This is a genomic window from Pseudomonas umsongensis (assembly GCF_002236105.1).
In the GTDB taxonomy this organism is placed as follows: Bacteria; Pseudomonadota; Gammaproteobacteria; order Pseudomonadales; family Pseudomonadaceae; genus Aquipseudomonas; species Aquipseudomonas umsongensis.
In genome coordinates this window covers 554,875-573,576 of sequence record NZ_NIWU01000002.1, presented here as the reverse complement: position 1 = coordinate 573,576, position 18,702 = coordinate 554,875, and the positions used below count along the sequence as shown (strand labels likewise).

The window sequence follows — 18,702 nt, the reverse complement described above, 5'->3', positions numbered from 1 at the left end:
AACGTGGACCTTGTCATCGCGCGCCCTGAAGGCTTGTATTGCCCCGCCGGCGATTTCTACATCGATCCGTGGCGGCCGGTCGAGCGTTCGGTCATCACCCACGCCCATGGCGACCACGCCCGCACCGGCAACCAGCACTACCTGGCGGCAGCACCCGGTGAAGGGATACTGCGGGCACGACTGGGCCAGGACATCGACCTGCAAACCCTGGCGTATGGCGAGCGGTTGCTGCATCACGGCGTTACCCTGAGTTTCCACCCCGCCGGCCACGTCCTCGGCTCGGCTCAGGTGCGCCTGGAATATGGCGGGGAAGTCTGGGTGGCGTCAGGTGACTACAAGATCGAACCCGACGGCACCTGCGCACCGTTCGAACCGGTGCGCTGTCACACCTTCATCACCGAGTCGACATTCGGCCTGCCGATCTATCGCTGGCAGCCCCAGGCGCAGGTCTTTACCGAGATCAATCAATGGTGGCAGGCCAATGCCGAGCAAGATAAAGCCAGCGTGCTGTTCTGTTATTCCTTCGGCAAGGCCCAGCGCATTCTCCATGGCATCGATGCCAGCCTCGGGCCGATCCTGACGCATGGCGCGGTGGAGCCGCTGAACCGTGTCTATCGCGAGGCCGGCATAGACCTGCCGCCAACGCTCTACGCTGGCGATTTCCAAAAAAACGATCCGATTCTGCGCAAAGCGCTGGTCATCGCTCCGCCTTCGGCCGGTGGCAGCACCTGGATGCGCCGTTTCGGCGACTACAGCGACGGTTTCGCCAGCGGCTGGATGCGCTTGCGCGGAACGCGTCGGCGACGTGGGGTGGATCGCGGTTTCGTGTTGTCCGATCACGCAGACTGGCCGGGATTGCTGTGGGCCATCGAACAGACTGGCGCTGAGCGGGTAATGGTCACGCACGGTTCCGTCGCGGTATTGGTGCGCCACCTGCGTGAACAAGGCCTCGATGCCCAGGGCTTTCGCACCGAGTACGGTGACGATGAGGAGGCATCGACCGCCGAAGCCGAGAGCGTCGAGGCACTGCCATGAAGGCTTTCGCCCAGCTGTACGCCGAACTCGACGCCACGACATCGAGCAACGCCAAGCTGGCGGCGATGCAAGAGTATTTTGCTCAGGCCGCGCCGGAAGATGCCGCGTGGGCGGTGTACTTTCTGTCCGGAGGACGCCCCAGGCAATTAGTGCCGGTGCGCGTCCTGCCGGAGTTGGCAGTCGCGTATTCCGGGCTTTCGGCGTGGCTGTTCGAAGAAAGCTACCAGGCGGTGGGCGACCTGGCGGAAACGATTTCCCTGGTGTTGCCCGAATCGCCTTATCGCTCCAGCGACGGATTGGCGGTATGGATCGAAGAAAAACTGCTGCCATTGCGCGGCGAATCCCCGCAGGTGCTCGCCGAACGCCTCCCCGCTCTCTGGTCGCAACTGGACCGCCCCAGCCTTATGCTGTGCATCAAGTTGATCACCGGCAGCTTTCGCGTCGGTGTCTCGAAGTTGCTGGTGACCCGAGCGCTGGCCTCCATGACTGGCCTGGACAGCAAGCGCGTGGCCCAACGAATGGTCGGCTACACCGATTTGTCCAACCGCCCCACTGCCGCCAGCTACTTGAAGTTGGTCGCCGCGCAATCTCCCGACGAACATGCGCAACGCGGCGGTCAGCCGTATCCGTTTTTCCTCGCCCACGCCCTGGCACAACCGGTCGAACAATTCGAAGCGCTGCTCGGCACCGCCAGCCAGTGGCAGGTCGAATGGAAGTGGGATGGCATCCGCGCCCAGATCGTCAAACGCGAAGGACGCCTATGGATCTGGTCGCGCGGTGAAGAATTGGTCACCGATCGCTTTCCTGAATTTGACAGTATGATCCACTGCTTGCCCGACGGCACCGTGATCGACGGCGAGGTCGTCGCCTGGAAAGCCGCTCACACAGGGACCGAAGATGCCTTCGATCCGCCTCCGGATTCCCCTGCCGTACAACCTTTCGCCCTGTTGCAGCAGCGGATCGGCAGGAAAAACCTCACCCGCAAGATTCTCAATGACGTGCCGGTGGTCATCCTCGCGTACGACTTGCTGGAATGGCAAGGCGAGGATTGGCGCAATCAGCCGCAAAACCGGCGGCGCAGTCAACTGGAGAAGGTAATCACCCAGGCCAACAATCCTCTGCTGCTCGCCTCGCCCTTATTGACCGGCGAAGACTGGTTCGACCTCGCCCGCCAGCGGGAAGCATCGCGCCGGCTCGGGGTCGAAGGCATGATGCTCAAGGCTCGGGACGCGCTCTACGGCGTCGGTCGCACCAAGGACATGGGGGTCTGGTGGAAATGGAAAGTCGACCCGTTCAGTGTCGACGCGGTGCTGATTTATGCGCAGCGCGGCCATGGCCGCCGCGCCAGTCTCTACAGCGATTACACGTTCGCCGTCTGGGACGCGCCACCCGACGCCAGCGAACGCGCGCTGGTGCCGTTTGCCAAGGCCTATTCAGGGTTGACCGATGAACAAATGCGCCAGGTCGACAACATCGTGCGCAGAACCACGGTAGAAAAATTCGGCCCGGTGATCAGCGTCAAGCCGAGCCTGGTGTTTGAACTGGGTTTCGAAGGCATCGCCTTGTCCAAACGGCACAAAAGCGGGATTGCGGTGCGGTTTCCGCGGATGCTGCGCTGGCGGCAGGACAAATCGGTCGAAGAGGCTGATCACCTGGGTACATTACAGGATCTGCTCGGCTGAACCGCTGTATGCGAGCGCTGTGCAGAACCAGAAAAGTGCAGGCTTTTCACGACGCCCATTTTCGTGCACTAATCCCCTCCTGCAATTTCCCGAATACCTTTTAAACGCTTGTTCGGTACTCTGGTTCGGAAATTGCTACTTTCATTAGGGCTTACGCTTACCAGTAACAATAATTCTGCGCCACAAGCGCTCATATTGGTTCTTAGGGATTGAATAATGAAAAAAGCATTGCTGACCCTTTCTGCACTGGCGTTGTGCGTGGCAGCCGGTTCCGCGCTGGCAAAGGAATACAAGGAATTGCGTTTTGGTGTTGACCCTTCCTACGCGCCGTTCGAGTCGAAAGCGGCCGACGGCAGCCTGGTAGGCTTCGACATCGACCTGGGGAACGCGATCTGCGCTGAGCTGAAGGTCAAGTGCAAATGGGTCGAAAGCGACTTCGACGGCATGATTCCTGGCCTCAAGGCCAATAAATTCGACGGCGTGATCTCTTCGATGACCGTCACCCCGGCCCGCGAAAAAGTCATCGACTTCTCCAGCGAACTGTTCTCCGGTCCAACCGCCTACGTGTTCAAGAAAGGTTCCGGCCTGACCGAAGACGTCGCGTCGCTCAAGGGCAAGACCGTCGGCTACGAACAAGGCACCATCCAGGAAGCCTACGCCAAGGCTGTGCTGGATAAGGCCGGCGTGAAGACCCAGGCCTATCAGAACCAGGACCAGGTGTATTCCGACCTGACTTCCGGCCGTCTGGACGCCGCGATCCAGGACATGCTGCAAGCCGAACTGGGCTTCTTGAAGTCGCCAAAAGGTGAAGGCTACGAAGTCAGCAAGCCGGTTGACAGCGAACTGCTGCCCGCCAAGACGGCAATCGGCATTAAGAAAGGTAACACCGAGCTGAAAGCACTTTTGGATAAAGGTATCAAAGCGTTACACGATGATGGCACCTACGCCACTATTCAAAAGAAACACTTCGGCGATCTGAACCTGTACAGCGGCAAGTAATGCCCGGCGCCCATCTCGCGATGGGCGCTTTTTTCATCCGATCAGGTTGCTGATTTATGTTCGAAAACCTCTTAAACACACTGGGGCTCTCCGCCTTCAGCCTCAAGGGCTTTGGCCCGCTGCTGATGGAAGGCACCTGGATGACCATCAAGTTATCGGCGATGTCACTGCTGGTGGCCGTATTGCTCGGTCTACTCGGCGCCAGTGCCAAGCTGTCGAAAGTCAAACTGCTACGCCTGCTTGCACAGTGCTACACCACGCTGATTCGCGGGGTGCCAGACCTGGTGCTGATGCTGCTGATCTTCTACAGCCTGCAAACCTGGCTGACGTCGCTCACCGATTACATGGAATGGGAATACATCGAGATCAACCCGTTCAGCGCCGGGGTACTGACCCTGGGCTTCATTTACGGCGCCTACTTCACCGAAACCTTCCGCGGCGCGATCCTCGCCGTGCCTCGCGGGCAGGTCGAAGCAGCCACGGCCTACGGACTCAAGCGCGGCCAGCGGTTCCGTATCGTGGTGTTTCCGCAAATGATGCGTTATGCCCTGCCGGGTATCGGCAACAACTGGATGGTCATGCTCAAGGCCACTGCACTGGTGTCGATCATCGGCCTCGCCGACTTGGTCAAGGCGGCCCAGGATGCGGGTAAAAGCAGCTATCAGCTGTTCTACTTCCTGGTGCTCGCCGCCCTGATCTACCTGGCGATCACCAGCGCCTCCAACGTCATTCTGCGCTGGCTCGAACGCCGCTATGCCGCGGGTACCCGGGAGGCTGTGCGATGATCGAACTCCTGCAGGAATACTGGAAAGCCTTCCTCTACACCGACGGTCAGAACATCACCGGCCTGGCCATGACCCTGTGGTTGCTCAGTGCATCGATCTTCATCGGCTTCATCGTCTCGATTCCGTTGTCGATCGCCCGGGTTTCACCGCACTTCTACATTCGCTGGCCGGTGCAGTTCTACACCTACCTGTTTCGCGGCACGCCTTTGTATATCCAGCTGCTGATCTGCTACACCGGGATCTACAGCCTGGCCGCCGTGCGCGCGCAACCGCTGCTCGACAGCTTCTTTCGTGATGCGATGAACTGCACCATCCTGGCGTTCGCCCTGAACACCTGCGCCTACACCACGGAGATTTTCGCCGGGGCGATCCGCAGCATGGCCCACGGCGAAGTCGAAGCCGCCAAGGCCTACGGCCTGACAGGCTGGAAGCTGTATGCCTACGTGATCATGCCTTCGGCGCTGCGTCGCTCGTTGCCGTACTACAGCAACGAAGTGATCCTGATGCTGCACTCGACCACCGTGGCGTTCACTGCGACTATCCCGGACATCCTGAAAGTCGCTCGGGACGCCAACTCGGCGACCTTCCTGACCTTCCAGTCGTTCGGGATCGCCGCGCTGATCTACCTGACCGTCACCTTTGCGCTGGTCGGCCTGTTCCGCCTCGCCGAACGCCGATGGCTGGCCTTCCTCGGGCCGACTCACTAGGACCCCGCTTCGGGAAACACGACAAATGCGCCACCAGATACATGAATTGCTCGCCCCACTGCCGGGGACCGCACGACAGATCCACAGTTTTCACTTCGGGCCGCAACCGGCCAACGGCAAGATCTACATCCAGTCGTCCCTGCACGCCGATGAAATGCCCGGCATGCTGGTGGCGTGGCACCTCAAGCAACGCCTGGCGGAGTTGGAAGCCGCCGGCCGGCTGCGCAGTGAAATCGTCCTGGTGCCCGTGGCCAACCCGCCGGGCCTGGAGCAAGTGCTGATGGATGTACCGCTGGGGCGCTATGAGCTCGAAAGTGGGCAGAACTTCAACCGCTGGTTCATTGATTTGAGCGAAGAGGTGGGCAACGCGATCGAAGGCCAACTCGGCGACGACCCGCAGCGCAACCTCGAACTGATCCGCAACAACCTGCGCCAGGCATTGGCGCGGCAGACCGCCAGCACCCAGCTGCAATCCCAGCGCCTGACCCTGCAACGGCTGGCCTGCGATGCCGACATGGTGCTGGACCTGCATTGTGACTTCGAAGCAGTGGCGCACCTGTACACCACGCCCGAAGCCTGGCCACAGGTCGAGCCGCTGGCTCGCTACATCGGTTCCGAAGCCAGCCTGTTGGCCACCGATTCCGGTGGCCAGTCGTTCGATGAATGCTTCACGCTGCTCTGGTGGCAATTGAAGGAGCGCTTCGGCGAGCACTTCGATATTCCGCCGGGGAGCTTTTCGGTCACCGTCGAGCTGCGCGGCCAGGGCGACGTCAACCACCCGCTGGCCAGCCAGGACAGCCAGGCGCTGATCGACTATCTGATTCATTTCGGCGCGATTGCCGGTGAGTCGGCGCCATTGCCCGACCTGCCCTACCCGGCCACCCCCCTGGCCGGAGTGGAACCCGTGGCGACGCCTGTTGGCGGGCTGCTGGTGTTCAGTGCGCTGCCGGGGCAATACCTGGAAGCCGGGCAACTGATCGCCGAAATCATTGACCCCATCAGCGACCGTGTCACGCCTGTCCATTGCACTGCCGCCGGCCTGATGTACGCCCGCTCGCTGCGCCGCATGGCCACCGCCGGCATGGTGATCGCCCACGTCGCGGGCGCCGAAGCCTATCGCAGCGGCTACCTACTTTCGCCTTGAGGATGCATGCTCCATGTACAAACTGACCATTGAAGGCCTGCATAAAAGCTATGGCGATCATGAGGTGCTCAAGGGCGTGTCGCTCAAGGCCAACACGGGCGATGTCATCAGCCTGATCGGTGCCAGCGGCTCCGGAAAAAGTACCTTCCTGCGCTGCATCAACTTCCTCGAACAGCCCAACGATGGGGCCATGAGCCTCGACGGCCAGGCAATTCGCATGATCAAGGATCGTCATGGCATGCACGTGGCCGATGCCGATGAACTGCAAAGAATTCGCACCCGCCTGGCCATGGTGTTCCAGCATTTCAACTTGTGGAGCCACATGACGGTGCTGGAAAACATCACCATGGCCCCGCGCCGGGTGCTGGGCTGCAGCAAGCAGGAAGCCGAAGATCGCGCCCGACGTTACCTCGACAAGGTCGGGCTGGCAGCACGCGTAGCGGATCAATACCCGGCATTCCTTTCCGGTGGCCAGCAACAACGGGTGGCGATTGCTCGCGCGTTGGCCATGGAACCGGAAGTGATGCTGTTTGACGAACCGACCTCGGCGCTCGACCCGGAACTGGTGGGTGAAGTGCTCAAGGTGATCCAGGGCCTGGCCGAAGAAGGCCGGACCATGATCATGGTCACCCATGAAATGAGCTTCGCGCGCAAAGTATCGAGCCAGGTGTTGTTCCTGCACCAGGGCCTGGTGGAGGAAGAAGGCGCGCCGGAGGATGTGCTGGGCAACCCGAAGAGCGAGCGTCTGAAACAGTTCCTCAGCGGCAACTTGAAATAAGCGTTCAACCCTTGAAACGGGAGCCAGGCTGACTGGCTTCCGTCACTCAACTGGCTTCACGCTCAAGCCTGAAGCTGCCGTTTTCCACCTCGATGCCGTCGGCATCCAGGCCGCGGAAACTTCCGGCAAACTGTGCGTCGCCTCCCACCGTCAATTCAAGCGCGCCTCGATACAACTCCGCTTCCGAACTGCCCGTCACGTGAATGATCATCGGGGAGCGTTCACTCAATCCCAGATGAAACCTGCCGCTGTCGATACCCTGCGGCAGATAGAGATAAAACGCCTTGTCCAGACCATCGCTCGCGCCAAGGCAGTGCAAGCCTGGCTGTTCGAAATAGTCGAGCGTTGGCGCTGCCCGAAACGCGAGGAGCTTCCCACTCTCCGTGATCAAATCGGCGCGCAAATGCCCTGCACGAACTGACTTCATCTGAATGTTCCTTTTCATATTCATGGTCGACGGCTCGCTGTCGGCCCTGGCAAGACGCGGCAGGACGAACAGCGCAGCGATAAAACCACGGCCCATCGGCCAATAGGTTTCAACGACAAACACAGTTATTTCCGAATATGAGAACTGCTCGGCGAAGACCGCACGCATCAGTCATTAAACCTTTCGCGTTGCGCCGTGGTCAGTCAAAGAACACTCTCAGAGCGCACGCCGCCGGTATGGGAACCACCACCGACTTCGCCAAACGCTGGTTCACCGCTCGCGGCTGGAAGCCGTTCACCTTTCAGAAACAGGTGTGGGCAGCCGTCAAACAAGGACAATCCGGTCTGCTGCACGCCAGCACCGGCGCCGGCAAAACCTATGCGGTCTGGTTCGGCGCGCTCAATCGCTTCGCACGCTCTGCACCTGCGGTTGAAACACCACGCAAACGAAAACCCGTAGTCGATCCCCTGACCGTTCTCTGGATAACCCCGATGCGCGCCCTGGCTGCCGACACCGCCCGTGCACTGCAGGCGCCGCTGCTCGACTTGCAGATCCCCTGGAACGTCGGCCTGCGCACGGGTGATACCAGCAGCAGCGAACGTGCACGCCAGAGCCGACGCTTGCCTACCGCGCTGATCACCACCCCGGAAAGCCTGACGTTGATGCTCGCCCGAGCGGATGCACACACAGCACTCTCGACCTTGCGCATGGTCGTGGTCGACGAATGGCACGAATTGCTCGGCAACAAGCGCGGCGTGCAACTGCAACTTGCGCTCGCCCGCCTGCGCCGCTGGAACCCGCAATTGATCGTGTGGGGCGTTTCCGCGACGCTGGGCAATCAGGACCACGCCGAGCAGGTATTAATCCCACAGGGCGGCGGTATCAGCGTTCAAGGCCAGACGGATAAAAAACTGCAGGTTGATACGCTGCTGCCGCCCGCGATCGAGCGCTTTCCATGGGCCGGACATATCGGCCTGAAAATGTTGCCGCAGGTCGTCGCGCAACTGGATGACAGCGCCAGCAGCCTGGTTTTCACCAATACGCGTGCGCAATCGGAAATCTGGTATCAAGCGTTGCTTGAAGCCCGACCGGACTGGGCGGGGGTGATCGCGTTGCATCACAGTTCGCTGTCCCGTGAAACCCGTGACTGGGTGGAGCGTGCCCTCAAGGAAGGTCACCTCAAAGCCGTGGTCTGCACCTCCAGCCTGGATCTGGGCGTGGATTTCCTGCCAGTGGAACGGGTGCTGCAAATTGGCTCGGCCAAAGGCGTGGCCCGCCTGATGCAGCGCGCCGGGCGTTCCGGGCATGCGCCGGGACGCGTTTCCCGGGTGACGCTGGTGCCGACGCACAGCCTGGAGCTGATCGAAGCCGCAGCGGCACAGGATGCAGTGGCGCAGCGACGGATCGAACCTCGAATATCACCGCATAAACCCTTGGATGTGCTGGTCCAGCATCTGGTCAGCATGGCACTGGGTGGCGGTTTTGTGCCCGATCAGTTGTTTGATGAGGTACGCACCACCTGGGCTTATCGTGATCTCACTGAGGCGGATTGGACCTGGGCGCTGGCTTTCGTACGTCACGGCGGGCTTTCCCTGACAGCCTATCCGGATTACCGCCGGGTCGAGCCGGATGAACAGGGAATCTGGCGTGTACCCGATGCACGATTGGCCCGCCGCCATCGCATGAGCATCGGCACGATTGTCAGCGATGCGAGCATTCAGTTGAAATTCTGGAGCAAGGGCGGCGGCGGCAAACAACTGGGCAGTGTTGAAGAAGGTTTCATCGCGCGACTTAAGCCGGGCGATGGCTTTCTGTTTGCCGGGCGGCTGCTGGAGTTGGTACGCGTGGAAAACATGACCGCCTATGTCAAACGCAGCACCGTAAAGAAAGCCGCGGTGCCGCGGTGGAATGGCGGTCGCATGCCCCTCTCCAATGAGCTGGCGCAAGCGGTGGTCACGCGCTTTAGTGAGGCGGCGCGCGGCGAGTTCAGCGGCCCGCAAATGCTGGCATTGCGCCCGCTGCTGGAGGTACAGCAACGCTGGTCTGGCTTGCCAACGTCGCAATCGTTGCTGGCCGAGGCGTTGAAGTCCCGTGAGGGCTGGCATCTATTCCTGTATCCCTTCGCCGGCCGTCAGGTGCATCTGGGCCTGGGCAGCTTGCTGGCGTGGCGAGTCAGTCAGCAGCAAGCCGTGACGTTTTCCATCGCGGTCAATGATTACGGGCTGGAATTGCTGAGTGCCACCCCGGTGGACTGGGTGCAAGCCCTGAGTCCGGACTTGTTGAGCCCAGACAATCTGCTCAGGGACGTACTCGCCAGCCTGAATGCCGGAGAGCTGGCCTTGCGGCGCTTTCGGGAAATAGCCCGGATCGCCGGACTGGTGTTCGCCGGTTACCCCGGTGCAGCCAAGAGCACACGCCAGGTTCAAGCCTCGAGCGGGTTGTTTTTCGAAGTGTTCAAACAGTACGACGCGGACAATTTGCTATTGGCCCAGGCCGGAGAAGAAGTCCTGCGCGAGGAACTGGATATTCATCGCCTGGAACAGACGTTGGCGCACATCAGTCAGCTACGTCTCGACCTGCATCAAGTCAAACGTCCTACACCCCTCGGGTTTCCGCTGCTGGTGGAACGTATGAGAGAGAGCATGAGTTCAGAAAAACTCGCCGACCGCATCCGACGCATGGTCAGCGACCTTGAGATAACAGCCGGAACAGGGAAAGCCTGATGAGTACGCCCTACCCCGTGCGACTGGCCGGCGAAGAGCTTTGGCTGCTGCCGGAAAAAGCCCTCTACTGGCCTGCTCAGCAAGCGTTGTTGATCGCTGACGTGCACTTCGGCAAGGCCGCCGCTTACCGAAGCCTTGGCCAACCAGTCCCCCAAGGTACCACCCGCCGCAACATCGCCGTGCTTGACGAACTGCTGGCCACATTGCCCTGCCGACAGCTGATTTTCCTAGGCGATTTTCTTCACGGACCGGGTTCCCATGCCAGCGCCACGCTGCAAGCATTGATTGACTGGCGAACACGCAATGCCAAGCTGGCCATGACGCTGATTCGCGGCAACCATGACAAGCGTGCCGGGGACCCGCCGGCCTCGCTGAACATTCGAGTGGTGCCTGAGCCGTTGCTGCTGGGGCCGTTCGCTTTGCAGCACGAACCCCAGCCGCATGCGGATCGACATGTACTCGCCGGTCACGTGCATCCAGTTTATCGACTCAACGGTCGGGGTCGGCAGAGCCTGCGGCAGCCATGTTTCAGACTGGGCGGGGACATCAGCCTGCTACCGGCCTTCGGGGCGTTTACCGGAGGTTATCTGGTGGAACAGGACGACGACTGTAGGATTTTCGTCATCGGCGACGACGAAATCTGGCCGGTGTCCCTGTAGGAGCGAGCCTGCTCGCGATGGAAGTTAACGTTAATGCGGGCTTTCTGGAAAACTCAGCGCCCTCACGTTCTTCGCGAGCATGCTCGCTCCTACAGAAGAAGGCAGCGGGTCTCAGACAACTGGCGCGGGAGGTGGCTCATCCGGCAGGGTCGGCTCACCGGGTTCGCTCGGTTGTTCATTGGGCGTATCAGGATCAGGTTGGCCGGGGATGCCCCCCGCCATGCTGACGGGCGGATGTGCCAACAAGGACCAGGCCAGGACGCCAACCTGATTGGGCTCAAGCCTTGCCAGTTCGGCACTTATACGCGGATCGATCTTCATAAAGCACTCCTGGGCGATGGCCCGATCCGCCTTACGCGAATCGGAACAGTACATTCCATAGAGTGTACGCTCGCCCAGGAATTCCCAAGGTTCGTCGGACGGCTGACTCAGGTGCGTGGCAGGGTGACGCCACGTTGGCCCTGATACTTGCCGCCACGGTCCTTGTAGGAGACTTCGCACTCTTCGTCAGATTCGAGGAACAGCATCTGCGCGACGCCTTCGTTCGCGTAGATCTTCGCTGGCAGGTTGGTCGTGTTGGAGAACTCCAGGGTCACGTGACCTTCCCACTCAGGCTCGAGCGGCGTGACGTTGACGATGATGCCACAGCGCGCGTAGGTGCTTTTACCCAGGCAAATGGTCAATACATTACGCGGGATGCGGAAGTACTCGACGGTGCTGGCCAAGGCGAAGGAGTTCGGCGGAATAATGCACACGTCGCTATGGATGTCGACGAAGCTGCCGGCATCGAAGTTTTTCGGGTCGACGATCGCCGAATTGATGTTGGTGAACACCTTGAAGTGATTGGTGCAACGCACATCGTAGCCGTAGCTGGACACGCCGTAGGAGATCACGCGGCTGTCATCGCTGCCGCGCATCTGGCGCTCGACGAAAGGCTCGATCATGCCGTGTTCCTGCGCCATGCGGCGAATCCACTTGTCCGATTTGATGCTCATGGCGGGTGTCCTGAATAGCGAGGTCGAAAAAATCTGTCCGGCATCTTACCGGGCGCGCCGCCGGGTTCAAAGTCCGCGCTGCAATTCTCGCCAAACAGCCAGGAATTACCTGCAATGGCGACGAAGCGTCACACCGTCGATCCTTAAAACAGATAAACCTTCGCAAGAAGCATTGGCACGTTCCGGAAAAAGGGTTAAGGTGGCGCCACTGTGCTGCTTGTGTCACTGAGAATCTCTACACGATATGTTGAATTTCGATCCAACCATCTACAAGAATTTTTCCTGCTCTTTGCACTCAGTCTCGGCCAGGGTTCTTCCTGAGTCGCAGTTATCTTTGTTCAAGGAGTTACACCATGTCTAATCGCCAAACCGGTACCGTTAAGTGGTTCAACGATGAAAAAGGCTTCGGCTTCATCACTCCACAATCCGGTGACGACCTGTTCGTTCACTTCAAAGCTATCCAATCCGACGGCTTCAAAAGCCTGAAAGAAGGCCAACAGGTTTCTTTCATCGCTACCCGCGGTCAGAAAGGCATGCAAGCTGAAGAAGTTCAAGTTATCTAACTTGTACTTGCTTTAGTAAAAGGCCCCGCTCTCAAAAGCGGGGCTTTTTTGTGCCTGCAGGTTTTTCGCAGGCCAAAAAAGATCGCAGCCTGCGGCAACTCCTACCGGATGTACATCAATCCTCTGAGCTTCCGCAGGCTGCGATCTTTATGCGTCTTACCAGGTCACGCCAAATCCTGCCGTGTAGCGGGTCTTGTCCAGGTCGGCATCGTCAGTTCCGTCGATAATATCTCGCTCGGCCTTGAGGTTTAGCGACGCCCAGTCCGTAACCTTGTAACGCAGGCCCATCTCGGCATCCAGTGCATACTCAGCCACGCCCGACAACGGCTTGCCCACCTCGCCATTGGTGAAGAACTCCACTTTCTTGCCAATCAGGTAACGGTTGTAGTCCCACTTCATCGCGACAGAGTAGAAGTTTTCCTTGCTGCCATCGCTGAATTGGTAATCAGTGCGGTTGATCAGAGAGCCCAGGGAGAATGCCCCCAGCTCGTTATCCCAAAATTGATAACCTGGACCGGTACCGACAGTACGCTGGCGGGAGAGGTCTTCGACCTTGTCACGCTTGTACACCAGGCGACCTTGCCAGAACCATTTTTCCGTCAGGAAACGGTCTAGCGAGTATTCTCCCCGCCAATTGTCCGTAGTCACCACGTCATCCTGGAATTCGCGGTTGTACTCGCCTTCCGCAATATGCCTCCATCGACCATGGCGCGCCGTCGTCTTGAAGTCGATGTCGTAGTCGTCGGTATCCTTGTCTGCCCGCTGATAATCCAGCGCCGCATCGATATTGCCTTTCCACACCAGATCCTCGACCACAGGCTTGGGCTTGAGGATTTGCTGGACGCTCGCCAGCTCAACAGTCTTGGGCGCCTCGCCGTTTTCCAGGGTTACCTTGCCATCTTCCGCCGCGTGCAGCGACTTGGCCTTCTCGCCGGTGTAGGCGTCCTGCTTGACCAGCAGCTCCTGATCGCTTTCCAGGGTCTTGACCTGTTTCCAGTCGATCGGCACGGCACCGGCGTACTCCGTCTGGACCAACAGCTTGCCACCGTCGAACAGGATGATCTTGCCGCTCAGCTTGTCACCGTTCTTCAACCAGACGGTGTCCGCGAGCAAGGGAGTGGAAGCACTGACGACAGCGAGGCATAGCAAGGTTCTGGACAACATAAGCAAATACAGGCTCAGGTTCGCGAAAAAAAGTCGGCATTATCCTCAGGAATAAGACCCTAGCAAGGAGTGACCCAACTTTTTCTATTGAGTTCATTTCTCAACTGGCAATCCAGCATTTACTCTACAGACGGTACTGCGAACGACTTCAGGAACTGCGAACGTGATCGAGCTGACCGAAAAACCCGAGAGTGCCGCGCAAATCCGACGCACGGCGCTGTACCTGACGCTCGCGCAAGTACCCGAAGGCAAGGTCGTGAGTTATGGTCAACTCGCCGAACTGGCGGGACTGGGACGCGCCGCTCGCTGGGTCGGCAGGACATTGAGTCAATTGCCCGGCGACAGCAAATTGCCCTGGCACCGCGTACTCGGTGCCGGCGGGCGCCTGAGCCTGCCCGCAGGCAGCCCATCCGGGGACGAACAGCGCGCGCGACTGCGCATGGAGGGCATCAGTATCCAGAACAATCGTGTTGATATTCAGCGTCATGGGTGGCGCCCGGTAGAGCACAGCGGTTAGAGTGCGCGCTTTGTTTCCGTATTTCTTGAGGCAGACTCCAGCCCATGCCCCGTAAAACCTGGCGCGCCGCGCTTGCTGCCTATGCCAGCCCTTCGACGCTCGTACTGTTATTGCTGGGTTTCGCCGCCGGCTTGCCCTACATGCTGGTGTTCTCGACGCTTTCGGTCTGGTTGCGTGAAGCCGGTGTGGCGCGCGAAACCATCGGTTATGCAAGCTTGATCGGACTGGCATATGCCTTCAAATGGGTCTGGTCCCCCCTGCTCGACCAATGGCGCCTGCCGTTGCTCGGCAAACTCGGCCGACGACGTTCCTGGCTGGTATTGTCGCAAGCACTGGTCATTCTCGGCCTGGTCGGGATGGGCTTCTGTGACCCGCAAAAGCATTTGTCCTGGCTGATCGCCATCGCAGTGGTCGTCGCCTTCGCCTCGGCGACGCAAGACATTGCAGTGGACGCCTACCGACTGGAAATCGCCGAAGACAGTCGCCAGGCAGCGCTCGCCGCCAGCTATATGTCCGGCTATCGCATAGCAGCACTGCTGGCCACGGCCGGCGCGCTGTTCTTCGCCGAGGGCTTCGGTTCAACCGGCTTCAACTACAAGCATTCGGCATGGGCTGGCACTTACCTGCTGTTCGGCGCCTTGATGGTGCCGGCGTTGCTCACCTCGCTGTTCATGCGTGAACCTGCGGTGCCTCTGCGCACGCAATTGCAGGCCGGGCGCTACAGCTTTGTGCATCAACTGGCCTCGGTTTTCGTCCTGATCGTACTGCTGGTGTCCGTGCCGGCCATGTTTACCCAGCTCTATAACACCGACTTTGCCAGCGTGCTGTTCGAAGGCGTGAGCCTGCTCGACCTGCTGCTCGAAGACCGCGCGCTCCTGCGCGCGATCCTCTACACCACACTCACCGCCCTGTGCCTGTCGGCCATGGGCCGTCGCGGCCTGGCTCCCGTGCTGACGCCGGTCAACGACTTCATTCTGCGTTATCGCTGGCAAGCGCTGCTGCTGCTGGGGCTGATCGCCACCTACCGGATGTCCGATACGGTGATGGGCGTGATGGCGAACGTGTTCTACATCGACCAGGGTTTCACCAAGGACCAGATCGCCAGCGTCAGCAAGATCTTCGGCCTGATCATGACCTTGGTGGGCGCCGGCATGGGCGGCCTGCTGATCGTGCGCTTTGGCATCTTGCCGATCCTGTTCATTGGTGGTGTCGCGTCGGCGGGCACCAATATATTGTTCCTGTTGCTCGCCGACATGGGCGCCAACCTCAACATGCTGGTCCTCACCATCTCCCTGGACAACTTCAGTTCAGGCCTGGCGACCTCGGCGTTCGTTGCCTACCTGTCGAGCCTGACCAACCTCAAGTTCTCCGCCACCCAATACGCTCTGCTCAGCTCGATCATGCTCTTGCTGCCGCGCCTGATCGGCGGCTATTCAGGCGTCATGGTAGAGAAGTTCGGCTATCACAACTTCTTCCTGATCACCGCCCTGCTCGGGGTTCCGACGCTCCTGCTGATCGCCTTGCACTGGTTCCAGGAGAACCGTCGCGCCGGTCCGACACCGAAACCGGAGCCGGCGCCTACCCAGATCGTGGAAGAATCGTAGGGAACACGCGCAGAAATCCTACAGAGGACGGGGTCAATCCCGTCCTCCTGCCACCGCACCGACCGCACGCCTGTACGGCAGCGGAACTCGCCCGTACAATGCTCCGTCATTTCTCGTCATCAGCAATCGATAACGGCCAACCATGCGCACCAGTCAATTTTTGCTTGCCACACAGAAAGAAACGCCTTCCGACGCGGTCGTGATCAGCCATCAGCTGATGCTGCGCGCCGGCATGATCCGCAAACTCGCCTCGGGCCTGTATACCTGGCTGCCGATGGGCTTGCGAGTGATGCGCAAGGTCGAAGCCGTCGTTCGCGAAGAAATGAACGCCGCCGGCTCGCTCGAAGTGTTGATGCCGAGCACTCAACCGGCTGAGCTGTGGCAGGAATCCGGGCGCTGGGAAGAGTACGGCCCTGAATTGCTGCGCTTCAAGGATCGCCACGGTCGCGATTTCTGCGCCGGCCCGACTCACGAGGAAGTCATCACCGACCTGATGCGCAACGAGTTGAGCAGCTACAAGCAGCTGCCAATCAACCTGTATCAGATCCAGACCAAATTCCGTGATGAGATCCGTCCGCGCTTCGGCTTGATGCGCGGTCGCGAATTCATCATGAAGGACGCCTACTCGTTCCACGCCGACCAGCCATCGCTGCAGGTCACGTACGACCGCATGCATCAGGCGTATTGCAACGTATTTACCCGCCTGGGCCTGAAGTTCCGCCCGGTTGAGGCCGATAACGGCTCCATCGGCGGCGCCGGCTCCCACGAGTTCCACGTACTGGCCGAGTCCGGCGAAGACGATATCGTCTTCAGCAACGGTTCCGACTACGCGGCGAACATCGAGAAAGCCGAAGCCGTGCCGCGTGAGACTTCCCGTCCGGCACCGGCTGAAGAGCTGCGTCTGGTCGACACGCCAGAGACCAAGACCATTGCCGCGCTGGTGGAAAAATTCAATCTGCCGATTGAAAAGACCATCAAGACCCTGGTGGTGCACGCTGAAGAGAAAGGCAAGCTGATTGCCCTGATCATCCGTGGCGACCACGAGCTGAACGAAATCAAGGCCGCCAACCAGCCTGGCGTCGCCAGCCCGCTGGTCATGGCTTCCGAAGCGGAACTGCGCGACGCCATTGGTGCCGGCGCCGGTTCCCTGGGCCCGCTGAACCTGCCGCTGCCAATCATCATCGACCGTTCCGTCGAGCTGATGAGCGACTTCGGCATCGGTGCCAACATCGACGACAAGCACTACTTCGGTGTGAACTGGGAACGCGACCTGCCCGTGCCGACCGTGGCCGACTTGCGTAACGTGGTCAGCGGCGACCCAAGCCCGGACGGCAAGGGCACCCTGGAAATCAAGCGCGGCATCGAAGTCGGGCACATCTTCCAGCTGGGCAACAAGTACAGCAAGGCGATGAAGTGCGAAGTACTGGGGGAAAACGGCAAGCCGGTCACCCTGGAAATGGGCTGCTACGGCATCGGCGTTTCCCGCGTGGTTGCGGCTGCCATCGAGCAGAACAACGACGACAAGGGCATCATCTGGAGCGACACCCTGGCACCCTTCCAGGTTGCCCTGGTACCCCTGCGCTACGAAACCGACCTGGTTCGCGAAGCCACCGACAAGCTGTATGCAGAACTGACTGCGGCAGGCTTTGAAGTGTTGCTGGACGACCGCGACAAGAAAACCAGCCCGGGCATCAAGTTCGCGGACATGGAGCTGATCGGCATTCCTCACCGGATCGTGGTCAGTGACCGCGGCCTTGCCGAAGGCAACCTGGAATACAAGAGCCGTACCGAGGCCGAGCCGCAAGCGCTGCCGGTCGCCGACGTGCTGCCTTTCCTTCAGGCCCGTATCCGCCGCTGAAACCAGATAGAGACGTCATGTTCAAGCGAAACACCTTAGGCCTCGGTGGTGCCGCCCTGTGCGGCACCCTGCTGGTCAGCGGCTGTGCCAATCACATGTCACAACGCAGCGAGCACGAGGAACGCATCGAGCGCAAACTGCTTGATCACAGCCTGCAGATCGATGTGGGTGAGCCCAAGGTGCTTGAGCTGCCTCAACGCCGGGTGAAAATCCACGAGCAGAAGACTTTCGAAGTCACCGAGTTCGAGGTTACCCGCCATTACGATCGCTACACGCCGTACCAACCCTGGCGGGAGGTCTATGAGATCCCGCTGGGCGCGGTCGCGGTGGTGGCCGGGGTCGGCGCCAATGTGGCCAACGTGTTTGCCCTGGGCAATCTGCCAGACAGCATGACCAGGGACTGGTTCAGCTACGGCTTCGCCGGGCTCAACCCGTTCATGAACGTGCAGTCCCATGGACGCGCCCAGCAGAACCTGGCGGGCATCGACGAAGTGCAACTCGACAAGCGCACGGAGTACTCGAGCCTGCCCTGGAGCGAGCGCCCGGTCGAAGTCAAGGCTGGCAAGGAAACCTTCCAGTTGAGCACCGACAAGAATGGCGTATTGCGCCTGAACCTGTTGGACAGCCCGTTCGCCGAACATGACCTCAATCACCTGAGCAAGCTGCAGATCAACGTCCAGGACGCCAAGGACGATGTGCACAGCGATTCGTCGCTGGCACTGAGCAACACCTTGCGCGGCAAGTTGCTCGAAGCCCACGGCTTGATTTACGACGACCTTGAAGATGACGAAGTGAGCCAGTGGGTTCACCGGGTCAAGCGCCTGTCGGAGCTGGGCCTGGAGGAAGAAGCCACCGAGCTTGAACAGAGCCTGATCGAACTGACTCGCAACGACCCGGAGCTGCAGACCGAATTCCTCAAGTCCTTGACCAAGGATGCCGGGCGGCTGGTGGCGGATCCGGGACCGAACTAAGGCCTTTTAAAAGATCGCAGCCTGCGGCAGCTCCTACAGGGGAACGCGCGCTCATGTAGGAGCTGCCGTAGGCTGCGATCTTTTGACTTTA

The 18,702-nt window shown here is 60.0% G+C and carries 18 protein-coding genes; 14 read left to right on the top strand and 4 right to left on the bottom strand.

What is annotated here, in order from left to right; all coding sequences use genetic code 11:
• Positions 1-3: 3 nt before the first annotated feature.
• The 7 genes from PSUM_RS12920 (at position 4) to PSUM_RS12890 (ending at position 7,130) form a co-directional block, all read left to right on the top strand.
• Positions 4-1,035, top strand: coding sequence for a ligase-associated DNA damage response exonuclease (locus tag PSUM_RS12920; RefSeq protein WP_020797083.1), 1,032 nt, complete (start codon positions 4-6; stop codon positions 1,033-1,035).
• A complete protein-coding gene (locus tag PSUM_RS12915; protein ID WP_083348334.1) occupies positions 1,032-2,717 on the top strand; it encodes an ATP-dependent DNA ligase in 1,686 nt (561 codons plus the stop codon). The genes PSUM_RS12920 and PSUM_RS12915 overlap by 4 nt, the downstream gene beginning before the upstream one ends.
• Before the next feature lie 216 nt (positions 2,718-2,933).
• Positions 2,934-3,716 (top strand): transporter substrate-binding domain-containing protein, encoded by a 783-nt coding sequence (locus PSUM_RS12910; RefSeq protein WP_020797085.1) that lies wholly within the window; start codon positions 2,934-2,936, stop codon positions 3,714-3,716.
• 56 nt (positions 3,717-3,772) lie between these two features.
• Positions 3,773-4,501, top strand: a complete 729-nt coding sequence (locus PSUM_RS12905; RefSeq protein WP_020797086.1) for an ABC transporter permease — start codon at positions 3,773-3,775, stop codon at positions 4,499-4,501.
• Positions 4,498-5,208, top strand: coding sequence for an ABC transporter permease (locus tag PSUM_RS12900; protein ID WP_020797087.1), 711 nt, complete (start codon positions 4,498-4,500; stop codon positions 5,206-5,208). The genes PSUM_RS12905 and PSUM_RS12900 overlap by 4 nt, the downstream gene beginning before the upstream one ends.
• 25 nt (positions 5,209-5,233) lie before the next feature.
• Complete coding sequence (locus PSUM_RS12895; RefSeq protein ID WP_083348333.1) at positions 5,234-6,352, top strand: succinylglutamate desuccinylase/aspartoacylase family protein; 1,119 nt, start codon at positions 5,234-5,236, stop codon at positions 6,350-6,352.
• 13 nt (positions 6,353-6,365) lie between these two features.
• Positions 6,366-7,130 carry an ABC transporter ATP-binding protein gene (locus PSUM_RS12890; protein ID WP_020797089.1) on the top strand — a complete coding sequence of 255 codons (765 nt, stop codon included), beginning with the start codon at positions 6,366-6,368 and terminating at the stop codon, positions 7,128-7,130.
• 46 nt (positions 7,131-7,176) lie between these two features.
• Here PSUM_RS12890 and PSUM_RS12885 read toward each other — a convergent pair whose 3' ends face one another.
• Entirely contained in the window at positions 7,177-7,725 is a 549-nt protein-coding gene (locus PSUM_RS12885) for a hypothetical protein (RefSeq protein ID WP_020797090.1), read from the bottom strand.
• 68 nt (positions 7,726-7,793) lie between these two features.
• On the opposite strand from PSUM_RS12885, the gene PSUM_RS12880 reads away from it, so the two are divergent.
• Positions 7,794-10,280, top strand: coding sequence for a ligase-associated DNA damage response DEXH box helicase (locus PSUM_RS12880; protein WP_083348332.1), 2,487 nt, complete (start codon positions 7,794-7,796; stop codon positions 10,278-10,280).
• Positions 10,280-10,939 carry a ligase-associated DNA damage response endonuclease PdeM gene (gene pdeM / locus PSUM_RS12875; RefSeq protein WP_083348331.1) on the top strand — a complete coding sequence of 220 codons (660 nt, stop codon included), beginning with the start codon at positions 10,280-10,282 and terminating at the stop codon, positions 10,937-10,939. The genes PSUM_RS12880 and pdeM overlap by 1 nt, the downstream gene beginning before the upstream one ends.
• 111 nt (positions 10,940-11,050) lie before the next feature.
• Here pdeM and PSUM_RS12870 read toward each other — a convergent pair whose 3' ends face one another.
• Positions 11,051-11,260 (bottom strand): hypothetical protein, encoded by a 210-nt coding sequence (locus tag PSUM_RS12870; RefSeq protein WP_020797093.1) that lies wholly within the window; start codon positions 11,258-11,260, stop codon positions 11,051-11,053.
• Between the two features lie 107 nt (positions 11,261-11,367).
• On the bottom strand, positions 11,368-11,934 hold the full coding sequence (dcd, locus tag PSUM_RS12865; RefSeq protein WP_007940589.1) for a dCTP deaminase: 567 nt from the start codon (positions 11,932-11,934) through the stop codon (positions 11,368-11,370).
• Between the two features lie 353 nt (positions 11,935-12,287).
• Between dcd and PSUM_RS12860 the strand changes: the two genes are divergently transcribed.
• Positions 12,288-12,497, top strand: coding sequence for a cold-shock protein (locus tag PSUM_RS12860; protein ID WP_002554837.1), 210 nt, complete (start codon positions 12,288-12,290; stop codon positions 12,495-12,497).
• Between the two features lie 156 nt (positions 12,498-12,653).
• Here PSUM_RS12860 and PSUM_RS12855 read toward each other — a convergent pair whose 3' ends face one another.
• Positions 12,654-13,661 (bottom strand): DUF481 domain-containing protein, encoded by a 1,008-nt coding sequence (locus PSUM_RS12855; RefSeq protein ID WP_033045526.1) that lies wholly within the window; start codon positions 13,659-13,661, stop codon positions 12,654-12,656.
• Between the two features lie 136 nt (positions 13,662-13,797).
• On the opposite strand from PSUM_RS12855, the gene PSUM_RS12850 reads away from it, so the two are divergent.
• The 4 genes from PSUM_RS12850 to PSUM_RS12835 all read left to right on the top strand — a co-directional run bounded on the left by PSUM_RS12850 (position 13,798) and on the right by PSUM_RS12835 (position 18,611).
• A complete protein-coding gene (locus PSUM_RS12850) occupies positions 13,798-14,178 on the top strand; it encodes an MGMT family protein (protein WP_218646588.1) in 381 nt (126 codons plus the stop codon).
• Between the two features lie 44 nt (positions 14,179-14,222).
• A complete protein-coding gene (locus PSUM_RS12845) occupies positions 14,223-15,782 on the top strand; it encodes an AmpG family muropeptide MFS transporter (RefSeq protein WP_083348330.1) in 1,560 nt (519 codons plus the stop codon).
• 142 nt (positions 15,783-15,924) lie between these two features.
• On the top strand, positions 15,925-17,640 hold the full coding sequence (locus PSUM_RS12840) for a proline--tRNA ligase (RefSeq protein WP_020797098.1): 1,716 nt from the start codon (positions 15,925-15,927) through the stop codon (positions 17,638-17,640).
• Between the two features lie 17 nt (positions 17,641-17,657).
• A complete protein-coding gene (locus tag PSUM_RS12835) occupies positions 17,658-18,611 on the top strand; it encodes a hypothetical protein (protein WP_020797099.1) in 954 nt (317 codons plus the stop codon).
• Positions 18,612-18,702 lie beyond the last annotated feature (91 nt).